Genomic DNA, 23,207 nt, shown 5'->3' on the forward strand with positions numbered 1-23,207 from the left:
AGATTATGATACATTTCGAGGAATTTACGCTGGATAACGGCCTGCGTGTGATCGTGCACGAAGACCATACCTCTCCCATGGCCGTGTTGAACGTGCTTTATGACGTGGGCTCCCGTGACGAGGTAGAGCAGCACACCGGCTTTGCGCACTTGTTTGAGCACCTGATGTTCAGCGGTTCCAAAAACATACCGGTATACGACGAGCCCCTACAGCGCGTGGGCGGCGAAAACAACGCCTTCACCAGTCCCGACATCACCAACTATTACCTGTCGCTGCCGGCCCAGAACATAGAGACCGGTTTCTGGCTCGAGTCGGACCGCATGCTAGATCTGGCTTTCAGCGATCACGGCTTGGAAGTGCAGCGCAAGGTAGTCGTAGAGGAATTCAAGCAGAACTACCTGAACCAGCCTTACGGCGACGTGTGGCTGAAGCTTCGCCCGCTGGCCTATGAACAGCATCCTTATAAGTGGGCGACCATTGGAAAAGAGATCGCGCACATCGAAGACGCTACCATGGACATCGTGAAAGCGTTCCACAGGAAACATTACTCCCCGAGCAATGCCATACTGGTGGTGGCCGGCAACGTGACGTTTGACAAGGCGAAGGAGCTGACCGAAAAATGGTTCGGCCCTATACCTGCCGGCGAGAAGTATGAGCGCGCTATACCTCATGAGCCGAAGCAGCAGGCTCCGCGTGTGCTCGAAACCAGCGCTGATGTACCGCTAAGCGCCATCTACAAGGCCTACCACATGCCGCACCGCAACCACGAAGACTACTATGCCGTCGACCTGATTAGCGACATACTGGGCCGTGGCAAATCCTCGCGCCTGTACGAGCAGTTGGTGAAAGAGCAGAAACTGTTCAACTCCGTCTCTGCCTCCGTGACGGGTTCCATCGAGCCGGGCTTGCTCATCATCCAGGGCAAACTCAACGAGGGCGTGGACCTGCAGGAAGCCAACGCCGCCATCGAGGCGATCAATAAAGAACTGATGGAGCAGCTAGTGGACGAAGAAGAGCTGAACAAAGTAAAGAACCAAGCTGAAACCTCGCTGGTGTTCTCTGAGATCGAACTCCTGAACCGCGCCATGAACCTGGCATACGGCAAGCTGCTCGGCGACGCGAACTTCGTGAACACCGAGGGCGAAAAGATACAGGCCGTCACCCCGCAGGACATCCTGCGCTGCGCCAAGCAGGTGCTCGACCCGAACAACTGCTCCACCTTACTTTATAAAGCCGAAAAGAAAGAGCAACCGGCAGAGCAAGAAGCTTAGGCAAGGTATAGCCCCGGTTTGAGATATTTAAAAAAGCGACTACCGGTCATCTGGTAGTCGCTTTTTTATTCCCGTAAATTTGCAAAAAACACTATCCCTTCAGATTTCCTTCAAAATCGCCCTGTACTTTAGGTATAAGTAATTATTTTAAACATAAAACTTAATACCATGAGAGCAACCGCTTTTGCATTTCTATTGATGACCGGGACCTTGTTATCTTGCGATAGCAACGATGATGACATGAAGGTAGATGACGTGCCCGCCACTGTACGAGAGGCTCTGTTAAGCAGCTTTCCGAACGCCACAAGTATAGACTGGGAGAAAAAGGGAGAGGACTTTGAAGCCGATTTTGATATAGATAGAGTGGATTACAACGCTATGATCAATGCATCGGGCACTATGATAAAACATAAATACGATATACCTGAAACCGAGCTTCCAGAAGCAATCCGAACCACTATCAGTCAGAATTACGCTGAGCATAAGATAGACGACCCGGAGGTGCTGGTACAGAACGGCGACACCCTGTATCAGGTAGAACTTGACCATACCACCAGCGCGGACGAGAAACTTGTCTTCTCCAGCGATGGCCAGCAAATAGACCAGGCTTACTGGGACTAATTACTTGCAGATTGCATTTAAAAGGCTGGAGCACATTGCTTCAGCTTTTTTTTCTAATCAGCTGCTGCCTGTCCGTTTATTTTTTCCTCACTAATTGCAGCGCATATCCTTTCCATTAGAATTATAATTTGTTAACTTTTCTACAAATTATCTTCAGATTTACTTTGTAACCTTAGGCCTTCATCACTTACTTGTCCTTTATAGCCTACTTATGAAGCAGCAACTGATCGTCACCATTATTCTCTCTGCAGGACTTCTGACTTCCTGTGATGATGACGTAATGCCGGAGAAAGTGCCGCTGGAAGTGCGTCAAAACTTGCTTGCCACATTCCCGCTTGCCTTCGATATTGAATGGGAGAAAAGCGGTAAGGACTTCGAGGCTGACTTTACGGTGCATGCTGCTGAACATAGCGCCCTTTTCCAGCATTCAGGAGAACTGACACAATACAAGCGGGCTATACCTTTAGCAGAGCTGCCCGAAGTTGTTGCTAATTCTATCGCCAAAATCCACCCAAATTATAGGATTGAGGGAGTTGAGATGTGCGTAAAAAGCAATACCATTTATTATCAGGTCGTACTTAAAAGCAGAACGGCAGAGCTTGAAGTTGTTTTCGCTGCAGATGGCCAGCAACTACAACAACCGCATTGGGACTGATACACATCATACTTTCTGAGCAAAAGGCATACTACTAATACATTGCAACTTTTCAGGCACAACATTTGTATATACAAACAACGTGTTTAACTTTGCACCTACAATCAGCCTATGCGAATAGAAGACGAAATACAGCAGAAAGACTTCAAAGACGATCATCGTCGGATGGTGGTGAATCTGTTGTTTACAAACAATTGGCTGAATCAGCAGTTTATACCTTTCTTTAAGCAGTTTGGACTCACGCTGCAGCAGCATAATGTGCTCAGCATTGTGCGTGGGCAGCAACCGAAGCCCGTTTGCTTTGGAGAAGTGCAGGAACGCATGGTCGATCGCAACTCCAATGTAACCCGCCTTGTGGACAAGCTGATCGAGAAAGGCTATGTGACACGCGACATCTGCCAGGCCAACCGCCGCATGATCGAGTTAAGACTGACTCCAAAGGGAACGGATCTGCTAAATCAGATAGACGAGCAAATGCCCAGCTTCTTTCAGCGCTTCCATAACCTGACGCAGGAGGAGGCCGTTTTAGTGAGCAAACTACTCGACAAGCTCAGAGGCTGAGCTATTTTTTTATACTAATATTTGTATACACAAATAATGTACGAACTGAAATTATACCTATGAAGAACATCACCATAAAAAATGCTATTATACCTGCTCTTGGGCTAGGCACTTTTCAATTACAAAATGAACTGGCCCGCAAAATTACAGCCGCTGCCATCTCAGAAGGCTACCGCCACATCGACACGGCCCAGATTTACCAGAACGAGGCAGGCGTTGGAGCAGCCATCAAAGACGCAGGTATAGACCGCAACGAGATTTTCCTGACCACGAAAGTTTTTCGGGAAAGTCTAGCTAAGAAGGATTTCATGCCTTCTGTTGAAGAAAGCCTGCGCAAGCTCAAAACCGACTACGTGGACCTCTTGCTGATCCATTGGCCAAACCGCAACGTGCCCGTGGCTGAGTACATGGACCAGCTAATGGAAGCCCAGCAAAAAGGCTACACCAAACACATCGGTGTGAGCAACCACCCTATCGCCCTCCTCGACGAGGTGCTGGCTACCGGCGCCGACATCATCACCAATCAAGTGGAGTACCATCCGCTAATCAACCAAACGAAGCTCTATACCTATCTGCGCGAGCATGGCATTTCGCTGACGGCCTACAGCCCGATCGCGCAAGGCAAAGTGATCGGCAACCCTGTCTTGAAAGAGATAGGCGAAAAGTACGGCAAGAGCGAGGTGCAGGTATCGCTGCGCTGGCTCGTGCAGCAGGACGGCGTGATGGCTATACCCAGAACTTCCAAAGTGGAGCGCCTGAAAGACAACCTGAACATTTTCGACTTTGAGCTGTCAGCAGATGACGTCGCCCAGATCGACCAACTGAAAAAGGACAACCAACGGGTGGTCAATCCGCCCTTCGCTCCGGACTGGGACTAGGAAGTTAGAAATTTTGGAAGGTAGAAAGTTAAAAATTATAGCCCTTGCTCGCCAGAGGCGAGCAAGGGCTATCTGGCGGACTCTGACTGCTAGTGTTTGTGCTCTGGTATCGTACCGAATGCTATTTCGGATTTCTCAATCCGAAATCTAACTGTTGCGGATTTGTAACCCGCGTTTTACATGGCACGGGGATTAGGGAATCCCTGACTTACCCAAATCATGAACCCAACAATTTAACAATCAACAATTAATCATATGTCACAACCATTATTAAAACCGATAAAACTACAGGATCTAGAACTTAACAACCGTGTGATCATGGCGCCGATGACGCGTAGCCGTGCTGCCAATGAAGGTAACGTGGCCAACGACCTGATGGCAACTTATTATAGCCAACGGACCAGCGCGGGACTGATCATCTCGGAAGGTACTCAGATCTCGGAGCAGGCTGTGGGCTACATCAACACACCCGGCATTTACAGCAAAGAGCAGGTAGCAGGCTGGAAAAAAGTAACTGACGCCGTGCATGCCAAGGGTGGCAAGATCTTCGCGCAGCTGTGGCACGTAGGCCGCATGTCACACCCGGATTTCCATAATGGCGAATTGCCTGTGGCACCCTCTGCCATTAATCCGAATGCGCAGGCTTACACGCCTCAGGGCTTCAAGAACACAGAAACACCTCGTGCGCTGACTATACCTGAGATCAAGCAGATCGTGCAGGACTACAAAGCGGCAGCCAAAAACGCAATAGACGCCGGTTTTGACGGCGTGGAGGTTCACTCCTCCAACGGCTACCTGCTGCACCAGTTCTTCAACGGTACTTCCAACACCCGCACCGATGAGTATGGTGGCTCCAAAGAAAACAGAGCCCGCATTCTGTTTGAAGTGATCGAGGCGATTCAGGAGGTGATGCCGCTAGAGCGCGTGGGTGTGCGGCTGAACCCGAGTCTACATGGCATTTTCGGAATGACGCTGGACGAGGAGACCATCCCGACGTTCGACTACATCATCGAAAAGCTGAATAACTATAAGCTCTCATACCTGCACCTGTCGGAGCCTTTTAATGACGTAAGCGCTATACCTTACGCAGAGCAAAACATTGCCAAGCGCTACCGTCCGATCTACAAAGGCAACCTAATTATCAATGCAGGCTTTACGCAAGAGAAAGGCAACGCCGTTATTGAGGCGGGTGAGGCTGACATGGTGGCTTTTGGAGTGCCGTTTATCGCCAACCCAGACCTTCCGGAGCGTTTCCGTCAAAATGAAAAACTGCAGGAAGCCGACAAAAACACATTTTACTCTCCTGGTGCCGAAGGCTACATCGATTACCCTTCCCTTGCGGAAGCAAAGGCCTAAGCCAAAGGCGCTTTTTCATATATAGTTTGGCAAGCGCCAGCTACCCTAACCGGTGGCTGGCGCTTGCTTTTTAAACCTTTCTCTCTGCTTTCAGTCTATACCCTTGAAAAATGCGCCTGCCCATTCATGACAAAAGCGTAAAAGAAACTATATTTACTTTTTATACCTGCCGTACAAGGCAGGCGCTACACCTTCAACACGCACTATGAAATTTAAAATACGAACGGGCTTCGGCTACGATGTGCACCAACTGCAGGAAGGGCTGGATTTCTGGCTCGGTGGCATCAAGATTCCGCACACGCACGGCGCACTAGGCCATTCCGACGCCGATGTGCTGACACACGTCATCTGCGACGCCCTGCTGGGTGCCGCCAACATGCGCGACATCGGTTTCCACTTCTCCGACAAAGATCCACAGTATAAGGGCATTGATAGCAAGATCCTGCTCAAAGAAGTCATGCACCTGCTTTCCCGCGAAGGCTACGAGATCGGTAACATTGACTCGACCATCTGCCTGCAGGAGCCGAAAGTGAATCCGCATATACCGGATATGAAAGCTTGTCTGGCCAAAGTGATGGGTATACCGGAGCAAGACATTTCTATCAAGGCCACCACCACTGAGCACCTGGGCTTTGTGGGTAAAAAAGAAGGTGTGGCGGCTTTTGCAACTGTACTCATCTATAAGCAATAACAATCACTAACCCTTTTCTTCACCTTACAAAGACATGAAGTATAACAAGTTTTATGTGTATGCGCTGGCTGCCTTCCTGACCACAGGTTGCGCTACGACGCCTACTACCACAACCAGCACCACCGCTGAGGCACCTGTTGCAGACGCCGACAGACTCCGCGAAGCTGCTCCTAAGTATGCGGCCACTATCACCGCCGCTGATTTGTCCAAGCACCTCAACATCATCGCCTCAGACGAGTACGAAGGGCGCGATACAGGCTCTAAAGGTCTGCAAATGGCGGCTGAGTACATCTCCCGCGAGTTTAAAGAAGATGGCCTTGTTGGTCCAGTGAAAACCAACGCCAACCCATACTATCAGCCGGTTAATCTGGAGCGCAGCCAATGGGGCGAAGGCTACCTGATGGTGGGCAAGCAAAAGTTCATGATGGGCCAGGACTTCTTCGTGCTGGGCGCTTCGCCATACCAGACGGAGCAGACTGCTGAAGTGGTGTTCGCGGGCTACGGCATCGATGCTGACAATTACTCTGATTACGCCAACTTGGACGTGACAGGCAAAATGGTTGTGGTGCTGGGTGGTGAGCCGAAAAGCGCCGACGGCAAGTTCCTGGTGAGCGGTACTGAAAAGGCTTCTGACTGGGGCAATGACTTCCGTACCAAGCGCAACGCCGCCACCAAGCGCGGTGCCAAGAGTGTGCTGGTAGTAACTGGTACTAACGCCGGTGAGTTTACGACCATGACACAGCGCTACCGCAATTTCCTGACGCGTCCGTCAATCGGTCTGAAGGGCAACGGCACACAGGGAGGAGCTACAGCTGCCATGATGGTATCGCCACAGGTAGGTGCGGCCTTGCTGGGTACGACTCCTGAGAAAATGCTGGCCTACGCCAATGAAGTAGCTAAAGCGGGCAAACCAACTGCGGGTACGTTCACTGCCGTGAAAGACGTAAAAGTGAAGACCGAGCGTAACAGCACAGCGCTTCCATCTGATAACGTGTTGGGCTACATCGAGGGCACTGACAAGAAAGATGAAGTGATCGTGGTTACGGCTCATTACGACCACGTAGGTATAGAAGATGGCGAAATCTTCAACGGCGCTAACGACGATGGTTCTGGTACAGTAGCTGTTGTAGAACTGGCTGAGGCTTTTGCGCAGGCGAAGAAAGATGGCATGGGTCCACGTCGCAGCATTCTGTTTATGCTCGTTACGGCCGAGGAAAAAGGCCTGTTGGGTTCTGAGTACTACGCCAACAACCCGATTTTCCCGCTTGAGAACACAGTAGCCAACATCAACATCGACATGATCGGCCGCATGGATTTCGACGCTGAAAAGACCAACGACCAGAATTACATTTACGTGATCGGTGCCGACAAGCTTTCTTCTGAACTGCACCAGATCAATGAAGAGATGAACGAGAAGCACGTAGGCCTGCGCCTCGACTACAAGTTCAACGACGAGAACGACCCGAACCGCTTCTACTACCGCTCTGACCACTATAACTTCGCCAAAAACGGTATTCCGATCGTGTTCTACTTCAACGGTGTGCACGCTGACTACCACAAAGCAACTGACACGGTAGACAAGATTCTTTTCGAGAAAGCTGAGAAAGCTGCTCGTCTGGCGTTCCACGTGACCTGGGAGCTGGCCAACCGCGACAACCGCATTGTAGTGGACAGCAATAAAAAGTAACACACTAAACCCGCACGAGCGGCCGTTTATCATAAAAACAATCCGCTTTTATTAGCTTTGAGGAAAACACCCTAACTTTAAGGGTGTTTTTCTTTTAATAGCACTTCCTGAAATCAGCCATTTTCAGGAAAGACCATAGGGTTTAACTTATGAGTAGACTAAAACAGTTTCTGCAGGACGCCGAAACAAAATCATTTGATCTGGGCCACCGCTCCACCATTAAGTTCAACATCGGCAAGTACAATGCCGCTGTGCAGCGTGGCCTTACCCAATACAGTGATCACGAGCTCGCCCGCGAAAGGGCTTCTTTTATAAAAACGAACGCCATCAACAACCTGGACAAGTACCTGATGGAGTTTGAGTCAAACTTTACGGCCCGTGGCGGCAAAGTGATCTGGGCCCGCAACGCCGAAGAGGCGCTCAAGGAGATCGGCCAGATCATGAAACGCAAGCGTGCCCGTTCGGTAGTGAAGTCGAAATCGATGACGACGGAGGAGATTCATTTGAATAACTTCCTAGAGAAGAACGGCATTGAGACCGTAGAGACGGACTTGGGCGAGTACATTGTGCAGTTGGCTGAGCAGCGGCCTTACCACATCGTCACGCCTGCCATGCACATGTCCAAGAAAGACATTGCCGACCTCTTTGTAAAGAAGCTAAATATCGCCCCAACCGACAGCGCCGAAGAACTAGTAGCTACCGCCCGCCGCTTGCTTCGCGCCAAGTATACCGAGGCCGAAGTAGGTATAACCGGGGGTAACTTCCTCCTGGCTGATATTGGCGGTGTAGCCGTAACGGAGAACGAAGGCAACGGCCGCTTGTCCACCGCTTTCCCGAAGACGCACATTGCGATTGTAGGTATAGAGAAGGTATTGCCCTCCGTGATGGACCTGGACCTATTCTGGCCATTGCTGAGCACTAGCGGCACTGGCCAGCAAGTGACGATTTATAATACCATCTTCACAGGCCCACGCCAGCCAAACGAGAAGGACGGCCCGGAAGAGATGTATGTCGTGCTGCTCGACAACGGTCGCACAGAACTGCTTGCCCTGCCTGAAAAGCGGGAAGCACTGAACTGCATCCGCTGCGGCGCCTGCCTTAATGTGTGCCCAGTATACAAGAACATCGGCGGCCATACCTACGAGAGTACCTACAGCGGCCCGATCGGTTCGGTGATCACGCCGCACTACAACGGCATGGCCGAGAACAAGCACCTGAGCTTTGCCAGTTCGCTTTGTGGCGCCTGCACCTCGGTTTGCCCGGTGAAGATTAACATCCACAACCTGCTGCTGCTCAACCGCCGCCAGAGTGTGGAGCAAGGCTTTACTGAAAAGAGCGAGCGTACCACCTTTAAGCTTTGGCTAAAAGCCATGAAAAGCCGCAAGCTGTTGAATATGGCACCGGCCGGGGTAAAGAATTTTGTGCTGAAGCAAGTGCTGAAAGATACATGGAGCAAGCGGAGAGAGCCATTACAAGTAGCACCTAAGTCGTTTAACCAGCTTTGGAAGGAGCGGGAGGGGAAGTAATCTGAATCAGGATTTTCAGGATGCTCGTATAAGATTGTCATCCTCCTGCCCCCTTCTCTGCCGAGGGCCCCTACCCCCAAGGGGGACTATGGGCTACTGCTTCTCCATCTGTCATCCTGAAAGGATCTTGGTGGAAAGGAGGTTAAGCCTTGCTATAATACACCCCTACCCCTCTCTTATAGAGGGCCCCTACCCCAGAGGGGAATTTCAGCCGCTACCAATTGGGAGGTATAAGTTTCGTAGCTGTAGCAGTTCCTTTGAAGTACCGGGTCCAACCACCCCTAACCCCTCCTTATCCAAGGCGGGGAATCTGTAACTGCCGCCCGCAAGGTATAAGCATTGTAGCAAAGAGTGTTGGTAGGTATAGCAAGACTAACTTGCCCCTTGAGCTACGAAGCAGATCGCTGTAGCCAGGTGCACTTTGCGGCGCTCCACTGTTTGAGCGGTCAGCGAGTGGGGGTAGGGGCCCTCGATTTGGAGCGTCTTGATTTTTTTGCTTACTTTTTTCATCAAGGAAAAAAGTAAGGCCCGCCCGGCCAGGGCAAGCTATAAAAAAATAAAGGATACTATACCTGTAACAGCAGTCCCTAGAAGCCATACCTAGCAACGGGGCCAGAGGCCCCATCATAGTAGACACGAGCGTAGACGCTCGCGCTATGGATTTGCCATATAAACGCAAAAGGCCTGCAAAATCAAATTGCAGGCCTTTTATGTTCCATTGTGTGCCTGGTCTCCCAGGCAATTATTACCTTCGTCCATACCTTATACCTTTAAAAAATAGCAGGAGTGCATGGTTTACGAGAGAAGACTGTAGCTTCATTCACATCTTTCAGGCGGCAGATGAAACGCGTCAGACGCTCCACACCGAAACCTGCACCAGCTGTCTTAGGCAGCAAGCCTGCTTTGGCAACTTCCAGATAATGCCTGAACGTCTCCTTGCTGGTCCCCACTTCCTCCATCCGCTTCAGTATCTGCTTGTACTCATGCTCGCGCTCGGCTCCAGACAAACCCTCACCAAAGCCCTCCGGCCAGATCACATCGTAGTTCAGGTAAGTGCCGCGGCGGCTTGGGTCTTCTTTGTCGTAGAACTCGCGTTTGTGGTTGATCAGCCAGAACGGCTCTGTCGACTCCTCCGATTTAATCGCTTCGTAGTCCGGGCCAAGGGCGGCTTCCAGCTTTTCGGTGCGGTATACCGGCCATTTTTCGTACTGTGGCAGCAACTCACCACGCAGTTCCGTCAGAAGTTCCGGAATATCTCTGTTCAGACTAGCGAAGATGTAGTTGACCAGTTCCTCCATAAATTCCATCACAAAAAAACGGTCTTTGCCACGGAACTCGAAGTCTACCTGCGTGAACTCAAATAAGTGACGGCCTGTGTCGGCACGGTCGGAGAACTCCAGGCGCACGTTGGGCGATACGATGTACAGACTGTCCAGTTCGGGGTTTACCAAAGCAAGCTGCTTATGGAAAATCATGGACTTAGTAAGGCTCCAGCGCTGGTCAGCATATCCGATGCTGGCATCTACAACGCCGTGGTTGAGCGGATCGGTGATAGGCGAAAGCATCAGCGGCATCAGCTGCGTCAGGCCTTTTTTGAACATAAAGTCGTGCGTGGCACGGATGATACCCTGCTGTACCTTAAGCACTTTGGGCAGGGAAGGGCGGCTCAGGTGCTTCATAGTAGCTTCCAGCACCGTCGGTTCTGTGAGTGTTTGCAATTCCATTCTATCTTATATTTTAACAAATTGATGTATTACAAACTTAATTATCAGCAATATATATTGAAAATTATTTAACATTTAATTATTTTTGTTGAAATACAATCAATATAAGACACCTATTGTTGCTTAATTTTTAAAACACAGGATACAAATCGGGAATGGATTCACAAATTGATAAACTTGACCGCCAGATTCTGCACCTACTGATGCAGAATGTGAACCGCGCCTACACGGATATTGCCAAAGAGTTAGGCGTTTCGGGCGGCACAATACACGTGCGCCTCAAGAAAATGACGGAGATGGGCATTGTGCAGGGCGCACAGTTGCTGATAAACCCTGCGGCCATAGGCTACGATATCTGTGCCTTTATCGGGGTGTTTCTGGAGAAGGGTTCTGCTTACAAAGAGGTAGTAGAGAAGATGCGCCTTATACCGGAGATTGTCGAGCTGCACTATACTACTGGCGAATACAGTATGTTCGTCAAGATCATCTGCCGCGACACGCAACACCTGCGTGAAGTGCTCAACGAAAAAATGCAAGGTATAGCGGGGGTGCACCGCACCGAAACGTTTATCTCGCTGGAGGAAAGTATTACGCGGCAGATTTCGGTGGGGGTAGAGTAGGTATAGCAAAGCCGCTTCGAACTGATCTGAAGCGGCTTTATGTTTATCTGGGCTTTATGTTTTGCTACACTTGTATTCAGCTATACCTTATCTCAACTTCTTTAATGCTTCTCTCAACCTGCCTAACGAATCTTTGATACTTTCCAGCGAAGCACCGCCCACCGACAGGCGGAACCAGCCTAGCGATGGATCGGAACCGAAAGCAGAGAAGGGAACAACAGCTAGTTTGGCTTCTTCGAGCATGTAGAAGCTGATGTCTTTACTGGTTTGCAGCACCTGGCCTGATGGTGTGGTTTTGCCGGCCAGGTCGAGTTTGGCGGAAAGGTAAATGGCACCCATCGGCTCGATGGCATCTACGTTATACCCTTCGTTTTTCAGGTCTTTGAAAGCGTGGTAGAGCATGTCCAGGCTCTCGCGCACATTGTGCTTGAACTCGTCCAGGAATACATCCACGGCATCGGTCTGATGCAGGAAGCGGGCAGTCGCCATTTGCTCGGCTTTCGGTGCCCAGGCGCCTACGTGCCCCAGTATCGCCTTCATTTTGTCGATCACCACCGTCGGACCGAAAGCGTAGCCAACCCGCACACCGGTCGCGGCGAAGCATTTGGAGGTGCCGTCGATGTAAATAGTATAGTCACGCAGTTCGGGGCGCAGGTTCACCGGGTCATAGTGCTGGTGATCACCGAAGGTCAGCATCCAGTAAATCTGGTCATAAAGAATATAAAGCGGCTTCTCGCCTGCACCGCGGCTTTTGTTCTCGGCTATTACCAGATCGCAAATATCCTCGAGGTCTTTTTTGGAGAACATCGTGCCCGTCGGGTTGAGCGGCGAGCAAAGCGCCAGTAGGGTCGCGCCCTTCAGGCTGGAGGCTACATCGGCAGCAGTCGGCATGAAGTTGTTGTCCGGATTGGTCTCCACCATCACAGGCGTTGCGCTGGAGAGGTGGCAGTAGTGGTTGTTGTTCCACGACGGCGTCGGGAATACCACTTTGTCACCTGGGTCTACAAGGGCCAGGTAGGTGGCATAGATAAGCGGACGAGAACCGCCAGCTACCAGAATATCATTTTCGGAGTAGGTCAGGCCAAGCCGGTCGCGGGTGAAGTCAGCTACTGCTTTGCGGAGCACGGCTACTCCATTGGCAGGTGGGTAATTGGTATGCCCTTCGGCGTAAGCCTCGGCAATGCCAGCCCGCAGTTCGCCAGGTATAGGAAAGATCTTTGGATCGAAGTCGCCGATGGTAAGGTTGCAGATTTGCTCGCCTTTGGCAATCATAGCGTTTACTTCACCGGCGAGTTTGATGATCTCGGAGCCGATGAGGTTCTGGGCCATTTTTGAAACGTTCATGCGCCTGTAATTTAGTACGCAACAAGATACTAAGTATGTGGCATTTTTACCTAGCCTATACCTAAACAAGGCACAAAAAACGCCTGCAAGATTTCTACAACTCGCAGGCGCTTCCGAATACAGGAATTATATTTTAAATGAAGGACTTAGATTCAGAGCGTGAATTCTTCTGAATTTAATTACCACTTGTAATAACTACTCTCCTCACCGTCATTCAGGATGTCGGCGGCGGTATTAGGACTGCGGCTGATATCGGCTAGTTTGCGCTCGCGCCATACAGCGGCTGATTCGCGTACTACGTCGAGGTGTGCATCAGACTTCAGGCGCTCTTCTTCACGCTTGGCTTCGATCTCGAACTCTTGTCGGGCTGCAAACTTGGCTTCTGCCACGGCATGGCGGGTATCGTACTGTTTCTGGCGCTCCTGCACCCGATGCATTTCCTGCGTCGTGCGCTCGTGCTCCAGCCCTTTCAGGATATCATCATAGGGGCCTTTGCTGGTAATCAGCTTGGTGAAGATCGGGGCCGTTTCGAGGCACACGAACAGCAGCGTAATAAAGAACACCGGTAGCCACGGCAACTGATTCAGGGCGTCGATTCTGGCCATCAGGCCATCGTAGTTCGAAAAGCTTTCCTGCCCTTCTGCCACAGTGCTGTCGTACTGCTTCATGAGGTCGGCAATGCGCTGCTCTTTCACCAGAATCCTGTCAGCGGCACTGGCTTGCAGCAGCTTGAGTTCTTCGTCTACCTTGTCGTACTGGCGCTTTTTCTCTTCGTAGATAGGGCCTCGGCCTATTTTGCCGGTGCCGCCTGTTCCGTCTGCTTCAGCTGCTACCTGTTCGTAGAGTTTGTTGCGCTCCTGTGTTTTAGCTTCTATTTCCGCCCGTATACCTGCAATCTCGGATTTCACAGAGTCCACCTCGGCAAACTGCTTGTTCACCAATGATTTGTGCTGAATAGCGAGCTCAGCCTGCTTTTCTTTCAGGACGGCCTGTATCTCTTTATCGAATATCTTCAGCTCCAACGGCTTAGAAATAACTACGGCCAGTACTAATGCCAGCAAAATACGTGGCGTCACCATCAGCAGCTCTTTCCAAAACTTGCCTTCTTTGCGGATGGTGGAAACGATAAAGCGGTCGAGATTGAAGATGACGGCTCCCCACAGCAAACCAAAGCCCACGGCCATGGGCACAGAATCAAACACTGTGTGGAGGGCATAGCCGCCCGATAAACTGGCCAGCACACCTGTAAATAGAACGGTCGCGCCGACACCGGCATACTTTATATGCTCCGACTTAGAGCACTTTTCAAGAATAGTGTCGTCGGCACCGGCGCACCACCAAAAAAATTTCTTCATGTATATTCCCTGTACAGGTTAAAACTGATGCAAAGGCAGCATGCAATAACAACGCCTAACTTACTGACTTTAATACTTTTACTCTTTAAAATGTGACGAACTGCCTGTAAAATGTGATGAACACCGTCACTTAGGCGGCGATAGCACCTGTTTCAGTTCAGCTGCTTCATCCAACCTATCAGACCACATTTGAACTGCTGCGAAACCACAACAGCCGCCCAAACGAAAAAAGGCAGCGACCTCAACAGCCACTGCCTTTCTTATACCTAATTATTAGCTGGGACATTCCCCTTGCTAACTTCTTACTTTTTAACTCCTAAACTCCCAAATTCCTAAACTCCTTAGCTATTCTCGTCTTCGTCAGGAAGGATTTCCACGTCCTGCACCAGCACGAATTTTTCTATCTCACGGGCTCGGGGTGTGTTGGCCAGTCCGCCGAGGGCAGTTTCTTTGTACTTGCGCTCCATGCTCTCGCCTACTTCGCCGAGGGCCGCCACGCACTGGTCAACCGGAATAACGGCATTCACACCGGCAATGGCCAGCTGCGAAGAAGAATAGGCGATAGCGGCCGCGCTGGCGTTGCGCACAATGCACGGCACCTCTACCAGTCCCGCCACCGGATCGCATACCAGCCCGAGCATACACTGGATTGTAATGGCTACTGCCGTGAACACCTGCTCCACGTTGCCGCCAAGGCAGTACACAATGGCACCTGCCGCCATGGCTGCCGCGCTGCCCGTCTCAGCCTGACAACCGCCCACGGCTCCGGCCAGCGAAGCATTCTGCTCGATGATCAGGGCTATACCTGCTGCTACCAGCAGACCTTCATGGATTTTGCGGTCATCGAGTCCGTGCAGTTCCTGCAGCGTAGTAAGCGTACCAGGCAGTATACCGGAGGCACCGGCTGTTGGAGCGGCCACTACGCGGCCCATGCAGGAGTTCACCTCCTTGGCTCCCAGCGCACGCGACACCAGCATCTGAAACTCTGGCGAAAGCACCGTTACCGGCGACTTGGCCACTTTCTTGGCGCTGTTGTTCACCATACCTGATCGGGAGGTCATGTCTTCGGTCAGGCCGGTATACACCGCATCCTTCATCACCTCGTAGGCTTTGGCGATATTCTCCCAGATAAACTCCTCTGTGCGGCCCTTCTGCTCTATTTCGTAGTCCAGCACCGGCTGGTATAGTGGTTCGCCGGTATTAGCGCAATGCTCTTCCCAGCTCTTAAAATCGTTGAATAGTAATGACATATTGTATGGCTTATACCTGCCCTGCCGCCTTAGGCCAGGGCGTGTTAAAGATAATCTAAATTTCAGGAATCAGCTAGACTCCCGCTCCATTTGATAACACGGCTTCCGGGGCTAAACGTTCTGTTCCGGCTAGCGCTGCTGTTTACCCTAACCTATACCTGACACGTCCGTTTTCTGAGTAGACGAGCTATACCTATACCTGATGGAAAACAAAGACATAAAGCGTGTGGCCATGCGCATACATGGCCGGGTGCAAGGCGTATTTTTCAGAGCCAGCACCCAAGGCAAAGCACTCGAACTAGGCCTATACGGCTTCGTGCGAAACGAACCTGACGGCACTGTATACTTAGAGGCCGAAGGAAAATCCGAAGCGCTGAAAGAACTGGAGAAATGGGCCCATAAAGGACCAGACCGTGCGCGGGTCGAGAAAGTGGAGGTAGAGGAGAAGGAGGGGCTGAAAGGGTTTGAGCGGTTTGAGCAGAGGAGGTAAAGGATAAAATTTATGTAAATCACCATTTTTCATCATTTCAATTAGGTATATTTAAAAGTCTTAATATTTTTATACCTATGGAAACTGATCAGAAAGAAGATACAACGGTAAATATCAAACCGTCATTTGGTAACGAAATAGATATTTATATAAAACACCTGGATTCTCTTGTTGAGATTGTTCCATTGATAATGGAATTGGTTTCAATTAAACTAGTTCAAGAGTCACGCCATATCGATCAGTTCTTAAAAGAGCAAAAGTTTAATGAGGAAGAAAATAGTGTTGAAGGGGAAGAAACTAACATATTAATTCCTGAAGAGGAGCTTAATAAGTTCATTAGCTTAACTGAGAAATTAGAAGCATCAGAGATAGCCTATAAATTCCTTCCCATAAATTTTATTGTATCCTTCATAAGTCAATATGATGCCTATTTAGGTGGATTAATAAGAACAATATTTTTAGTAAAACCTGAACTTTTAAACTCCTCTGAAAAGAATCTTACCTTTTCAGAGTTATTAAACTTTGATTCAATAGAAGACGCTAGAGAATTTGTTATTGAAAAGGAAGTAGAATCAGTATTAAGAGAGAGTCACCTTAAACAGTTCAAGTGGTTAGAAGGGAAACTTTCTATGAAACTTAGGGAGGGTCTTCCCAGCTTTAAAGATTTCATGGAGATAACAGAGAGAAGAAATCTTTTTGTTCACTGTAATGGTGTTGTATCAAGACAATATATACAGTCATGTAAGGAAAACGGAATTGAGAATGTTGATAATATTAATGTAGGTGATAAATTAGCCGCTGACCCGAGTTATTTTGTGAAATGTTACCAAATTTTATACGAAATTGGAGTCAAACTTGGTCATGTCTTATGGAGGAAGCTGCAACCGAATGATATCGAAAATGCAGATAAACATCTTATTGATATAAGTTATCAGTTATTACTAAAGGGGCATTATAAGTTATCTCTTAATCTGTTAAATTTTGCTACCGATGTGCTTAAAAAGCATCATGACCAAGAAACAACATGTATTTATCAAATTAACAAATCACTAGCATTTTACTTATCTGGCAAAAAGGCTGAAGCTATAAAAGTAATAGATAAACATGATTGGTCAGCTACTAGTGATAAATATAAGTTAGCCACAGTAGTATTAAAAGAGGATTATGAGCGTGCTGGAAATCTAATGCTAAATATAGGTCCTTCTAATGACCACATTACAAAATCTTCATACAGGGAATGGCCTTTATTTAAAGAGTTTAGGAAAACTGAAATTTTTAAAGATAAATTTCACAATATTTTTGGTGAAGAATTTGCCTATGTTGAACCTAAGCCTAAGAAGCTTACCGATGTACTTGAAGAGATAAAAGAGTTAAAAAAGCAACTTGAAGAAAGCAAAGAAAATATAGAGGATATAGAGCCTATTGGCTAGCAGGTTAAGGGAAATATAGAATCTTTGAATTGCAGCTAGCTCTCATGCTCCTCTCACTCCTCAATCAAATCCCCTACCTCTCCCCCGAAGACATAGCTGCTTTCCTGCCGCTGTGGAAGAAGAAGGTGCAGCTGAACCGGTATGATTTCCTGATACGGCAGGGGCAGGTGGAGCAGGGGCTATACCTGGTAACGAGCGGGGCGCTGCGCATTTACTACCCGCTACCTGACGAAGAGATCTGTGTGGGCTTCGGTTATCCGCATACCTTGCTGGTGTCATTTCCGTCTTTTGTCGATGGCAAACCTTCCGACTACTACATACAGGCCCTCAGGAAAAGTGAACTGCTAGGTATAAGCAAAGCCGATTTTATACGTCTGATGGAAGAGCGGCCGAATATCAAACACTTTTGGTACGAGCAACTCGAAAAGGCGCTGGTTGGTAAGATAGAGCGGGAAGTGGATTTGCTGTTGTCCGAACCGGAGCAACGACTGCAGCGCGTCATGCAGCGGAGCCCGCACCTGTTCCAGCACATTCCCAAAAAGTACATTGCCTCATACCTGCGCATGTCGCCCGAAACGCTGAGCCGGATCAAATAGCCGCTTCGTAAATCTTGATGCCCGTCAAGGATTGGAGATAGGCCATGCTATACCTTTGATGCGTACACTATAAAACGATGAACGCTATGAATACCTTAAACCAAATCTCCCGCACCGTCGAAAACCAGAAGCACACCGCTATATCCGCTTTTGTGCCGCTGGAGCTCTCTCTTCTCAACTACAAACCTGCTCCGGATAGCTGGAGCATATTGGAGTGCCTGGAGCACTTGAACAGGTATAGCCGTTACTACAACTCGGTTCTGGCAAAGGCCATCGCGGCTAATTCCGGTGGCGAACTTGAGCAAACGATCAGGTATAGCTGGCTGGGCAAAAAGTCGCTGGACATGGTGCGACCGGGAAATGGCAAAAAGAGCAAAACCGTGAAGCACATGAACCCCAATAATAGCCAGTTGGGCCGGCAGGCACTAGAGGAGTTTCTGGATCATCAGACCGAACTGCTGCAACTCCTCGACAAAGCCAAAGGTGCCAACCTGAACAAAAAGGCTATACCTGTGGAGTTCTTCAAGCTGCTGAAGCTGTACATCGGGGAAACGCTGGAGTTTGTGGCACTGCACCAGGAGCGGCATCTGCAGCAGGCCCTAAATGTAAAAAAGCAGCTACCCGTTAACCAGGCAGTTGCTTAAAATATTGTCAACAAGCTTTATGAAGGCTTACAGCGAGTTATAGTAAGCCACCAGTTTGGCCATGTCGCTGTCGTCGCGCAGGTTCAGCGCATTGGACTTGATATAGGTCTCCAGGTAGTCTTTCTTATCCGGTATGGCAGCCAGCAGGGAGCTCTTCGATTTCTTCACTTTCACCGCCTTGTCGCCCACGGCAATGTAGTAGTCATCGCTTTCCTGCACCTCTCTGTCGATGGTGGCCGAGCTGTAGTGCTTGCGGTCGAAAATCTTTTTGGAGGTACGCTTCAGGAGCACGACTTGTCCGTCGGCCAGCACTTCCATAAAAGCCTTGGCAGGCACCCCGTCGCCGCTATACCCTGAGCGGAAGGTGCGTTCCACCGGCTGGTTGTTTTCAATGTACCCGATCTTAAACTCCTGCACCGGCTCCAGCAGCTCCTTCACGTCTCCGTTCTTGGTCTTGAAGATGATGGCGTCCTTCACCTGGTCATACATCAGATCGATGCCTTGGTATACCGTGCCGTTTTTAAGCGTCAGCGAGCCTTTCGCCCAGTCTTTGTACACGTATGGCGAGCCTATCATCGTGATGGTGTTGTACTCATGCACCGGACGGGCCTCCATGTCGTTGGTATGCGTGAACTGCGCGCTCGCCTGCAGGCTAAAGCAGCAACCGACCAGCATCATTAAACCGAATCGTAAGACGAGAGCTTTCATAGGGCGTTTGTTTTAAGTTAAAAATAAGATCACAGGCTGTTATAGTAGGCTATCAGTTTGGCCATGTCCTGTTCCTGCCTCAGGTCCAGGCGATTTGATTTCACGTAAGCTTCCAGCTCAGCGCTTTTGTCAGGTAAAGCAGCCAGTAGTGATTTTTTGTCTTTCTTTACCTTGGTAAGACTCAGGTTAGAGGCTGTAACGTAGTAAGACTCATTTGAGCGGATCGTCTTTACTTTGGTCGCTGCGTTGTAGGCGGCTTCCTCGATCACCTTTTTGCTCGTGCGCTTCAGCAGTTCGGTTTTGCCCTCTACCAGCACTTCGTAGTAAGACTCAGGCGAGGCGCCGTCCGTGGCAGGATAGCCTATGCGGAATGTCTTTTTATCCATAGTAAACTCTACTACCGGCTCTACAAAGAGCATCTCTTTTCCGGCCTGGTCCAAAAACATCAGTTCGTCCGCTACCTGATCGTATTTCAGCTTCACGCCATCAAACGCCTTGCCGCTTTTCAGCTTCACAGAGCCTTCAACCCAATCTTCGAAGAGGTAGGGCGTGCCTTTGATATCGGTGTAGCGCTTCTCAAAAACCGGACGACCCATAAAGTCAGACATAAGCCCCTGTGCTGATGCTGCCGCAGTGCTTATAAAGAATGCCAAAAAGGTAAGCTTTAAAGTTGTTCTCAGGTTCATGGACACACGCGTTTTATGGGTGAATATAATCATTTTTTATCAATTATGTAATATTGCACCCCTTGTCGGGCAATATCTCTTATGGGCTGATTTTTTAGACAGTAAGCGTAAAATACGGCCGATTTTAACTTTCTTGCGCCCGATTTTGTTCTAACCCGGCCCCCGGTTTGAAAAGGGCTGACTGACCATGCGTGAAAAAGTAGTTAGCTATAGTTTTTTCTTTCTTGGATTGCTTTTGTTCGGCTTTGCCAATGCTATTGCCGTGAAGGTGAAATACCTGGGTCTGCACCCCTGGGAGGTGCTGAATGTGGCCCTTTTTCAACACCTGGGCTTTACGATAGGTACCTGGAGCGTGATGGTGGGACTGTTTTTTGTGGCTATCTCTTGGTTTATTAACCGTAAATATATCAACATAGGCACTTTTCTCAATGCCATGCTTGTCGGACCATTCATGGACATGTTCCTTTGGCTCGACATCCTGCCTTCGGCAACCAACACCTCGCTCGACTACCTGAACCTGGCCGCTTCGGTCATTATTGCAGGTATTGCTGGTGGACTCTATGTAGCAGGCGGTGTGGGCGCTGGTCCGCGCGACGGTTTTATGTTGGCTTTGTCAGAGCGGTTGAACGCGTCTGTGAGTCGCACCCGCATTGTGGTGGAGTGCGTGATCCTGGGTATAGGCTATTTGCTAGGCGGCCCGATCTTCATCGCCACTTTCTTCTATACCTTCATCATGAGCCCGATCTTCCAGGTCACGCTCCGCTTCTTCCAGCGAATGCGGAATAACCTGATCGAGGCTGAAGTTAGGGTAAAGGTATAGCCTAATGTATTGTCTGTGCAAGACTCGGACAGCTTCTACCTGTCCCTGCAAATGCTCCAATAGGAAACAACGTTACAGTGTAACGTCGCTACAAGCACTAATTTTCTAACTCCCAAACTTTCTAACTTAGACCACTTTCACTTCTTCTTTCTCTCCCGTGTGCAGATCGATCTGGAAGAGCTGGTGGCTGTTGGTGCTGGTGACCCAGAGGCGGCCGTTCAGGTATAGCAGGTCGTTGGGTTCGTGCAGGCCAGCCGTGAGGGTGCGCACGCGGTGGCGCTCCATGTCGAGCACTTTGATCTTGCCGTTGTAGGTGTCGGCGATGTATACGTCACTGTCGATCACCTCCAGCCCGACGCAGTGCTGCAGCAGGGCATCGTCTACATGGCCATCCACGTCCCCAAAATCAAAAAGTCCGCGGCCGAGGGGGGTGAGCACCATGCCTGTTTTGAGGTTGACGGTACGAATGGCGCTGGCTTCGGCGTCGGCTACGTAGAGCACCTCGCCCCGGAGGGAAAGTCCGCTGGGCTGATTGAAGGCAGCTTCGTCCAACAGGCCGTCAGTGAGGGCTTCGCGACCGCTTCCGGCAAAACGGTATACCTGCTCGGTTTCCAGGTCCATGCGCAGAATCTGGTGGTTGCCGGCATTGGCGATGAACATGCTTTTGCCGTGTATGAGCAGGTCCCAGGGACTGTTGGGGTTCACGGGTTCGCTGCGCTTGTCGTCGTGGAAGTAGTACTCCAGTTCGCCGGTGCCGGCGGCTGTACTGACCATCCGGTGCTGCAGGTCTACTTTGCGGATGGCGTTATTTTTTGTGTCGGCCACATAGAGTACATCACCGTGCAAGGCCAATCCGTGCGGCTCGTTGAAGGTAGTATCGGCATAGCCGCCATTGTCGAATCCACGCTCCCCACTTCCGATTACCTCCAGCACCTGCCCCTGTTGGTTCAGCTTCAGGATGCGGTTGTGCCCGCTGTCGGACAGGTATAAATTGCCTTCTGAGTCGCTGATCAGCTTGGAGGGGAAGGACAGGACATTAGTCTCGGATAGCTCCTCCGGCTGCACAGGTATAGGCGTTTGGTTGAGCTCGTCTATAAATTCCTCTTTCATTCGCTGGATGTAAGGTCGCACCGTGTCGTATACGCCTTCTCCGGCATGCTGCCCTACTACTTTCCCATTCGGATCTATCAGCACTGTCGTTGGCCAGGCCTTTATACCATACTGGTTCCAGATGGCGTAGTCGGCATCATTTACTACCGGATGTTCTATCCCAAATTTCTGAATAGCCTGCCGGATGGTTTCGGTCTGCTTCTCTGCGTCGAACTTAGCAGAGTGTATACCGAGTACCACCAGCACATCGGCAAATTCTTCCTCGAGCCGGTTCAGGTCCGGCACGATGTGCTGACAGTTGATGCAGCCTAGTGTCCAGAAGTCCAGCAACACGATCTTGCCTCTAAAGTCTTTGATAGACCAGCTCCGGTCGGTGTTGAGCCAGCCGTGCGGGGTGTTGATCTCTGGTGCGTTGACGCGTCCGGTGAGCATTTTCGATTTCGTTTAGTATGGATTATCTCGTACAGGTATAGATCGGGAAAGGTTGTTTGTATAACGCGGGCAGGGAGCTTTTGGGTATGTGCGCTGTAGCCGCCCTGCTATACCTGCGCGTGGCCTTTGCCTGCAGCCAAAACAGCGCTTATGCCAAGAAGTTATTTTATCGTAAATTTGTGTAAAACTGCTGCGGCGCTATGGAGGAAACCTACCTTTCAGACTTCGGAACCATCCTGCTCTTCCTGATCGGGGGAGCCATCTTCGTGGTGATCGGTCTGTTTGCCGCCCGGCTTATCCGCCCCAGCCGACCCAACCCCGAGAAGCTAACCACCTACGAGTCGGGCGAAGAGCCGATCGGCAACTCATGGGTGCAGTTCAACCCGCGGTTTTATGTGGTGGCACTTATCTTCATCATTTTTGATGTGGAGCTCGCCTTCCTGTTTCCGTGGGCCACGGTGTTCGGCCGCCGCGACCTGATCGAAGCGACTGACGGCGTATGGGGTTGGTTTGCCCTGATCGAGATGTTCATCTTTATCGGTGTGCTGGCGCTGGGCCTGGCCTATGCCTGGGTAAAAGGCCACCTCGACTGGATCAGACCCAAGCCCGTGGTGCCGCAAAGCCGCTCCCGTATACCTAAGGAGGTATACCAGCGCGTAAACGAACAGCGAAGAACACTTAACAACAAGCAGTAAATAGTTGTCAGTGATTCTTAATGTGTGATAGGGCTTAATTCACCACGCATTGATCAT

23 protein-coding genes are annotated in these 23,207 nt (G+C 50.0%); 16 read left to right on the top strand and 7 right to left on the bottom strand.

Annotation, left to right across the window (positions count from 1 at the left end):
• The first annotated feature begins 5 nt into the window (after positions 1-5).
• From C8E01_RS13705 to C8E01_RS13745, 9 genes are all read left to right on the top strand, one after another.
• Positions 6-1,271 carry a M16 family metallopeptidase gene (locus tag C8E01_RS13705; RefSeq protein ID WP_116544019.1) on the top strand — a complete coding sequence of 422 codons (1,266 nt, stop codon included), beginning with the start codon at positions 6-8 and terminating at the stop codon, positions 1,269-1,271.
• A gap of 168 nt (positions 1,272-1,439) precedes the next feature.
• Positions 1,440-1,892, top strand: coding sequence for a PepSY-like domain-containing protein (locus C8E01_RS13710; protein ID WP_243409576.1), 453 nt, complete (start codon positions 1,440-1,442; stop codon positions 1,890-1,892).
• 211 nt (positions 1,893-2,103) lie between these two features.
• On the top strand, positions 2,104-2,547 hold the full coding sequence (locus tag C8E01_RS13715; RefSeq protein ID WP_116544020.1) for a hypothetical protein: 444 nt from the start codon (positions 2,104-2,106) through the stop codon (positions 2,545-2,547).
• A gap of 111 nt (positions 2,548-2,658) precedes the next feature.
• Positions 2,659-3,108, top strand: a complete 450-nt coding sequence (locus tag C8E01_RS13720; protein ID WP_116544021.1) for a MarR family winged helix-turn-helix transcriptional regulator — start codon at positions 2,659-2,661, stop codon at positions 3,106-3,108.
• A gap of 59 nt (positions 3,109-3,167) precedes the next feature.
• Positions 3,168-3,986, top strand: a complete 819-nt coding sequence (locus C8E01_RS13725) for an aldo/keto reductase (RefSeq protein WP_116544022.1) — start codon at positions 3,168-3,170, stop codon at positions 3,984-3,986.
• A 255-nt stretch (positions 3,987-4,241) separates the two neighbouring features.
• Positions 4,242-5,342 (top strand): alkene reductase, encoded by a 1,101-nt coding sequence (locus tag C8E01_RS13730; RefSeq protein WP_116544023.1) that lies wholly within the window; start codon positions 4,242-4,244, stop codon positions 5,340-5,342.
• A 205-nt stretch (positions 5,343-5,547) separates the two neighbouring features.
• A complete protein-coding gene (gene ispF / locus C8E01_RS13735) occupies positions 5,548-6,033 on the top strand; it encodes a 2-C-methyl-D-erythritol 2,4-cyclodiphosphate synthase (RefSeq protein ID WP_116544024.1) in 486 nt (161 codons plus the stop codon).
• A gap of 34 nt (positions 6,034-6,067) precedes the next feature.
• Positions 6,068-7,720 (top strand): M28 family peptidase, encoded by a 1,653-nt coding sequence (locus C8E01_RS13740; protein ID WP_116544025.1) that lies wholly within the window; start codon positions 6,068-6,070, stop codon positions 7,718-7,720.
• Positions 7,721-7,869: 149 nt separating this feature from the next.
• Positions 7,870-9,246: a LutB/LldF family L-lactate oxidation iron-sulfur protein gene (locus C8E01_RS13745; RefSeq protein WP_116544026.1), complete on the top strand. Its 1,377-nt coding sequence runs from the start codon at positions 7,870-7,872 to the stop codon at positions 9,244-9,246.
• Positions 9,247-10,016: 770 nt separating this feature from the next.
• Here C8E01_RS13745 and C8E01_RS13750 read toward each other — a convergent pair.
• Positions 10,017-10,970, bottom strand: coding sequence for an asparagine synthetase A (locus tag C8E01_RS13750; RefSeq protein WP_116544027.1), 954 nt, complete (start codon positions 10,968-10,970; stop codon positions 10,017-10,019).
• 155 nt (positions 10,971-11,125) lie between these two features.
• Here C8E01_RS13750 and C8E01_RS13755 point away from each other — a divergent pair, with 155 nt between their 5' ends.
• Positions 11,126-11,590, top strand: a complete 465-nt coding sequence (locus C8E01_RS13755) for an Lrp/AsnC ligand binding domain-containing protein (RefSeq protein WP_116544028.1) — start codon at positions 11,126-11,128, stop codon at positions 11,588-11,590.
• A gap of 87 nt (positions 11,591-11,677) precedes the next feature.
• On the opposite strand, the gene C8E01_RS13760 is transcribed toward C8E01_RS13755, so the two are convergent.
• The 3 genes from C8E01_RS13760 to sdaAA all read right to left on the bottom strand — a co-directional run bounded on the left by C8E01_RS13760 (position 11,678) and on the right by sdaAA (position 15,539).
• Positions 11,678-12,934 (bottom strand): pyridoxal phosphate-dependent aminotransferase, encoded by a 1,257-nt coding sequence (locus C8E01_RS13760; RefSeq protein ID WP_165820643.1) that lies wholly within the window; start codon positions 12,932-12,934, stop codon positions 11,678-11,680.
• A gap of 179 nt (positions 12,935-13,113) precedes the next feature.
• On the bottom strand, positions 13,114-14,289 hold the full coding sequence (locus tag C8E01_RS13765) for a DUF4407 domain-containing protein (protein WP_116544030.1): 1,176 nt from the start codon (positions 14,287-14,289) through the stop codon (positions 13,114-13,116).
• 341 nt (positions 14,290-14,630) lie between these two features.
• Positions 14,631-15,539 carry an L-serine ammonia-lyase, iron-sulfur-dependent, subunit alpha gene (sdaAA, locus tag C8E01_RS13770; RefSeq protein WP_116544031.1) on the bottom strand — a complete coding sequence of 303 codons (909 nt, stop codon included), beginning with the start codon at positions 15,537-15,539 and terminating at the stop codon, positions 14,631-14,633.
• Positions 15,540-15,741: 202 nt separating this feature from the next.
• Between sdaAA and C8E01_RS13775 the strand changes: the two genes are divergently transcribed.
• The 4 genes from C8E01_RS13775 (at position 15,742) to C8E01_RS13790 (ending at position 18,699) form a co-directional block, all read left to right on the top strand.
• On the top strand, positions 15,742-16,029 hold the full coding sequence (locus tag C8E01_RS13775) for an acylphosphatase (RefSeq protein ID WP_116544032.1): 288 nt from the start codon (positions 15,742-15,744) through the stop codon (positions 16,027-16,029).
• 77 nt (positions 16,030-16,106) lie between these two features.
• The gene (locus tag C8E01_RS13780; RefSeq protein WP_116544033.1) at positions 16,107-17,459 is read left to right on the top strand and encodes a hypothetical protein; all 1,353 of its coding nucleotides are present in this window, start codon (positions 16,107-16,109) and stop codon (positions 17,457-17,459) included.
• A 44-nt stretch (positions 17,460-17,503) separates the two neighbouring features.
• The gene (locus C8E01_RS13785; RefSeq protein WP_116544034.1) at positions 17,504-18,055 is read left to right on the top strand and encodes a Crp/Fnr family transcriptional regulator; all 552 of its coding nucleotides are present in this window, start codon (positions 17,504-17,506) and stop codon (positions 18,053-18,055) included.
• An 86-nt stretch (positions 18,056-18,141) separates the two neighbouring features.
• Complete coding sequence (locus C8E01_RS13790) at positions 18,142-18,699, top strand: DinB family protein (protein WP_243409577.1); 558 nt, start codon at positions 18,142-18,144, stop codon at positions 18,697-18,699.
• A 27-nt stretch (positions 18,700-18,726) separates the two neighbouring features.
• Here C8E01_RS13790 and C8E01_RS13795 read toward each other — a convergent pair whose 3' ends face one another.
• Complete coding sequence (locus C8E01_RS13795) at positions 18,727-19,407, bottom strand: hypothetical protein (protein WP_116544036.1); 681 nt, start codon at positions 19,405-19,407, stop codon at positions 18,727-18,729.
• 29 nt (positions 19,408-19,436) lie between these two features.
• Positions 19,437-20,093, bottom strand: coding sequence for a hypothetical protein (locus C8E01_RS13800; RefSeq protein ID WP_116544037.1), 657 nt, complete (start codon positions 20,091-20,093; stop codon positions 19,437-19,439).
• Positions 20,094-20,280: 187 nt separating this feature from the next.
• On the opposite strand from C8E01_RS13800, the gene C8E01_RS13805 reads away from it, so the two are divergent.
• Positions 20,281-20,913 (top strand): YczE/YyaS/YitT family protein, encoded by a 633-nt coding sequence (locus C8E01_RS13805; RefSeq protein ID WP_116544038.1) that lies wholly within the window; start codon positions 20,281-20,283, stop codon positions 20,911-20,913.
• Positions 20,914-21,039: 126 nt separating this feature from the next.
• Here C8E01_RS13805 and C8E01_RS13810 read toward each other — a convergent pair whose 3' ends face one another.
• Positions 21,040-22,455 carry a thioredoxin-like domain-containing protein gene (locus tag C8E01_RS13810; RefSeq protein ID WP_116544039.1) on the bottom strand — a complete coding sequence of 472 codons (1,416 nt, stop codon included), beginning with the start codon at positions 22,453-22,455 and terminating at the stop codon, positions 21,040-21,042.
• A 200-nt stretch (positions 22,456-22,655) separates the two neighbouring features.
• Between C8E01_RS13810 and C8E01_RS13815 the strand changes: the two genes are divergently transcribed.
• Positions 22,656-23,150 carry an NADH-quinone oxidoreductase subunit A gene (locus C8E01_RS13815; RefSeq protein ID WP_116544040.1) on the top strand — a complete coding sequence of 165 codons (495 nt, stop codon included), beginning with the start codon at positions 22,656-22,658 and terminating at the stop codon, positions 23,148-23,150.
• The last annotated feature ends 57 nt before the right edge of the window (positions 23,151-23,207 follow it).

The organism is Pontibacter virosus, from assembly GCF_003096355.1.
GTDB classification, from domain to species: domain Bacteria; phylum Bacteroidota; class Bacteroidia; order Cytophagales; family Hymenobacteraceae; genus Pontibacter; species Pontibacter virosus.

What these genes read in the sequence shown, in the direction of transcription:
- C8E01_RS13705 (WP_116544019.1), top strand. Translation starts at nt 6, where the DNA reads ATGATACATTTCGAGGAATTTACGCTGGATAACGGCCTGCGTGTGATC.
- C8E01_RS13710 (WP_243409576.1), top strand. Translation starts at nt 1,440, where the DNA reads ATGAGAGCAACCGCTTTTGCATTTCTATTGATGACCGGGACCTTGTTA.
- C8E01_RS13715 (WP_116544020.1), top strand. Translation starts at nt 2,104, where the DNA reads ATGAAGCAGCAACTGATCGTCACCATTATTCTCTCTGCAGGACTTCTG.
- C8E01_RS13720 (WP_116544021.1), top strand. Translation starts at nt 2,659, where the DNA reads ATGCGAATAGAAGACGAAATACAGCAGAAAGACTTCAAAGACGATCAT.
- C8E01_RS13725 (WP_116544022.1), top strand. Translation starts at nt 3,168, where the DNA reads ATGAAGAACATCACCATAAAAAATGCTATTATACCTGCTCTTGGGCTA.
- C8E01_RS13730 (WP_116544023.1), top strand. Translation starts at nt 4,242, where the DNA reads ATGTCACAACCATTATTAAAACCGATAAAACTACAGGATCTAGAACTT.
- ispF (WP_116544024.1), top strand. Translation starts at nt 5,548, where the DNA reads ATGAAATTTAAAATACGAACGGGCTTCGGCTACGATGTGCACCAACTG.
- C8E01_RS13740 (WP_116544025.1), top strand. Translation starts at nt 6,068, where the DNA reads ATGAAGTATAACAAGTTTTATGTGTATGCGCTGGCTGCCTTCCTGACC.
- C8E01_RS13745 (WP_116544026.1), top strand. Translation starts at nt 7,870, where the DNA reads ATGAGTAGACTAAAACAGTTTCTGCAGGACGCCGAAACAAAATCATTT.
- C8E01_RS13750 (WP_116544027.1), bottom strand. Translation starts at nt 10,970, where the DNA reads ATGGAATTGCAAACACTCACAGAACCGACGGTGCTGGAAGCTACTATG.
- C8E01_RS13755 (WP_116544028.1), top strand. Translation starts at nt 11,126, where the DNA reads ATGGATTCACAAATTGATAAACTTGACCGCCAGATTCTGCACCTACTG.
- C8E01_RS13760 (WP_165820643.1), bottom strand. Translation starts at nt 12,934, where the DNA reads ATGAACGTTTCAAAAATGGCCCAGAACCTCATCGGCTCCGAGATCATC.
- C8E01_RS13765 (WP_116544030.1), bottom strand. Translation starts at nt 14,289, where the DNA reads ATGAAGAAATTTTTTTGGTGGTGCGCCGGTGCCGACGACACTATTCTT.
- sdaAA (WP_116544031.1), bottom strand. Translation starts at nt 15,539, where the DNA reads ATGTCATTACTATTCAACGATTTTAAGAGCTGGGAAGAGCATTGCGCT.
- C8E01_RS13775 (WP_116544032.1), top strand. Translation starts at nt 15,742, where the DNA reads ATGGAAAACAAAGACATAAAGCGTGTGGCCATGCGCATACATGGCCGG.
- C8E01_RS13780 (WP_116544033.1), top strand. Translation starts at nt 16,107, where the DNA reads ATGGAAACTGATCAGAAAGAAGATACAACGGTAAATATCAAACCGTCA.
- C8E01_RS13785 (WP_116544034.1), top strand. Translation starts at nt 17,504, where the DNA reads ATGCTCCTCTCACTCCTCAATCAAATCCCCTACCTCTCCCCCGAAGAC.
- C8E01_RS13790 (WP_243409577.1), top strand. Translation starts at nt 18,142, where the DNA reads ATGAATACCTTAAACCAAATCTCCCGCACCGTCGAAAACCAGAAGCAC.
- C8E01_RS13795 (WP_116544036.1), bottom strand. Translation starts at nt 19,407, where the DNA reads ATGAAAGCTCTCGTCTTACGATTCGGTTTAATGATGCTGGTCGGTTGC.
- C8E01_RS13800 (WP_116544037.1), bottom strand. Translation starts at nt 20,093, where the DNA reads ATGAACCTGAGAACAACTTTAAAGCTTACCTTTTTGGCATTCTTTATA.
- C8E01_RS13805 (WP_116544038.1), top strand. Translation starts at nt 20,281, where the DNA reads ATGCGTGAAAAAGTAGTTAGCTATAGTTTTTTCTTTCTTGGATTGCTT.
- C8E01_RS13810 (WP_116544039.1), bottom strand. Translation starts at nt 22,455, where the DNA reads ATGCTCACCGGACGCGTCAACGCACCAGAGATCAACACCCCGCACGGC.
- C8E01_RS13815 (WP_116544040.1), top strand. Translation starts at nt 22,656, where the DNA reads ATGGAGGAAACCTACCTTTCAGACTTCGGAACCATCCTGCTCTTCCTG.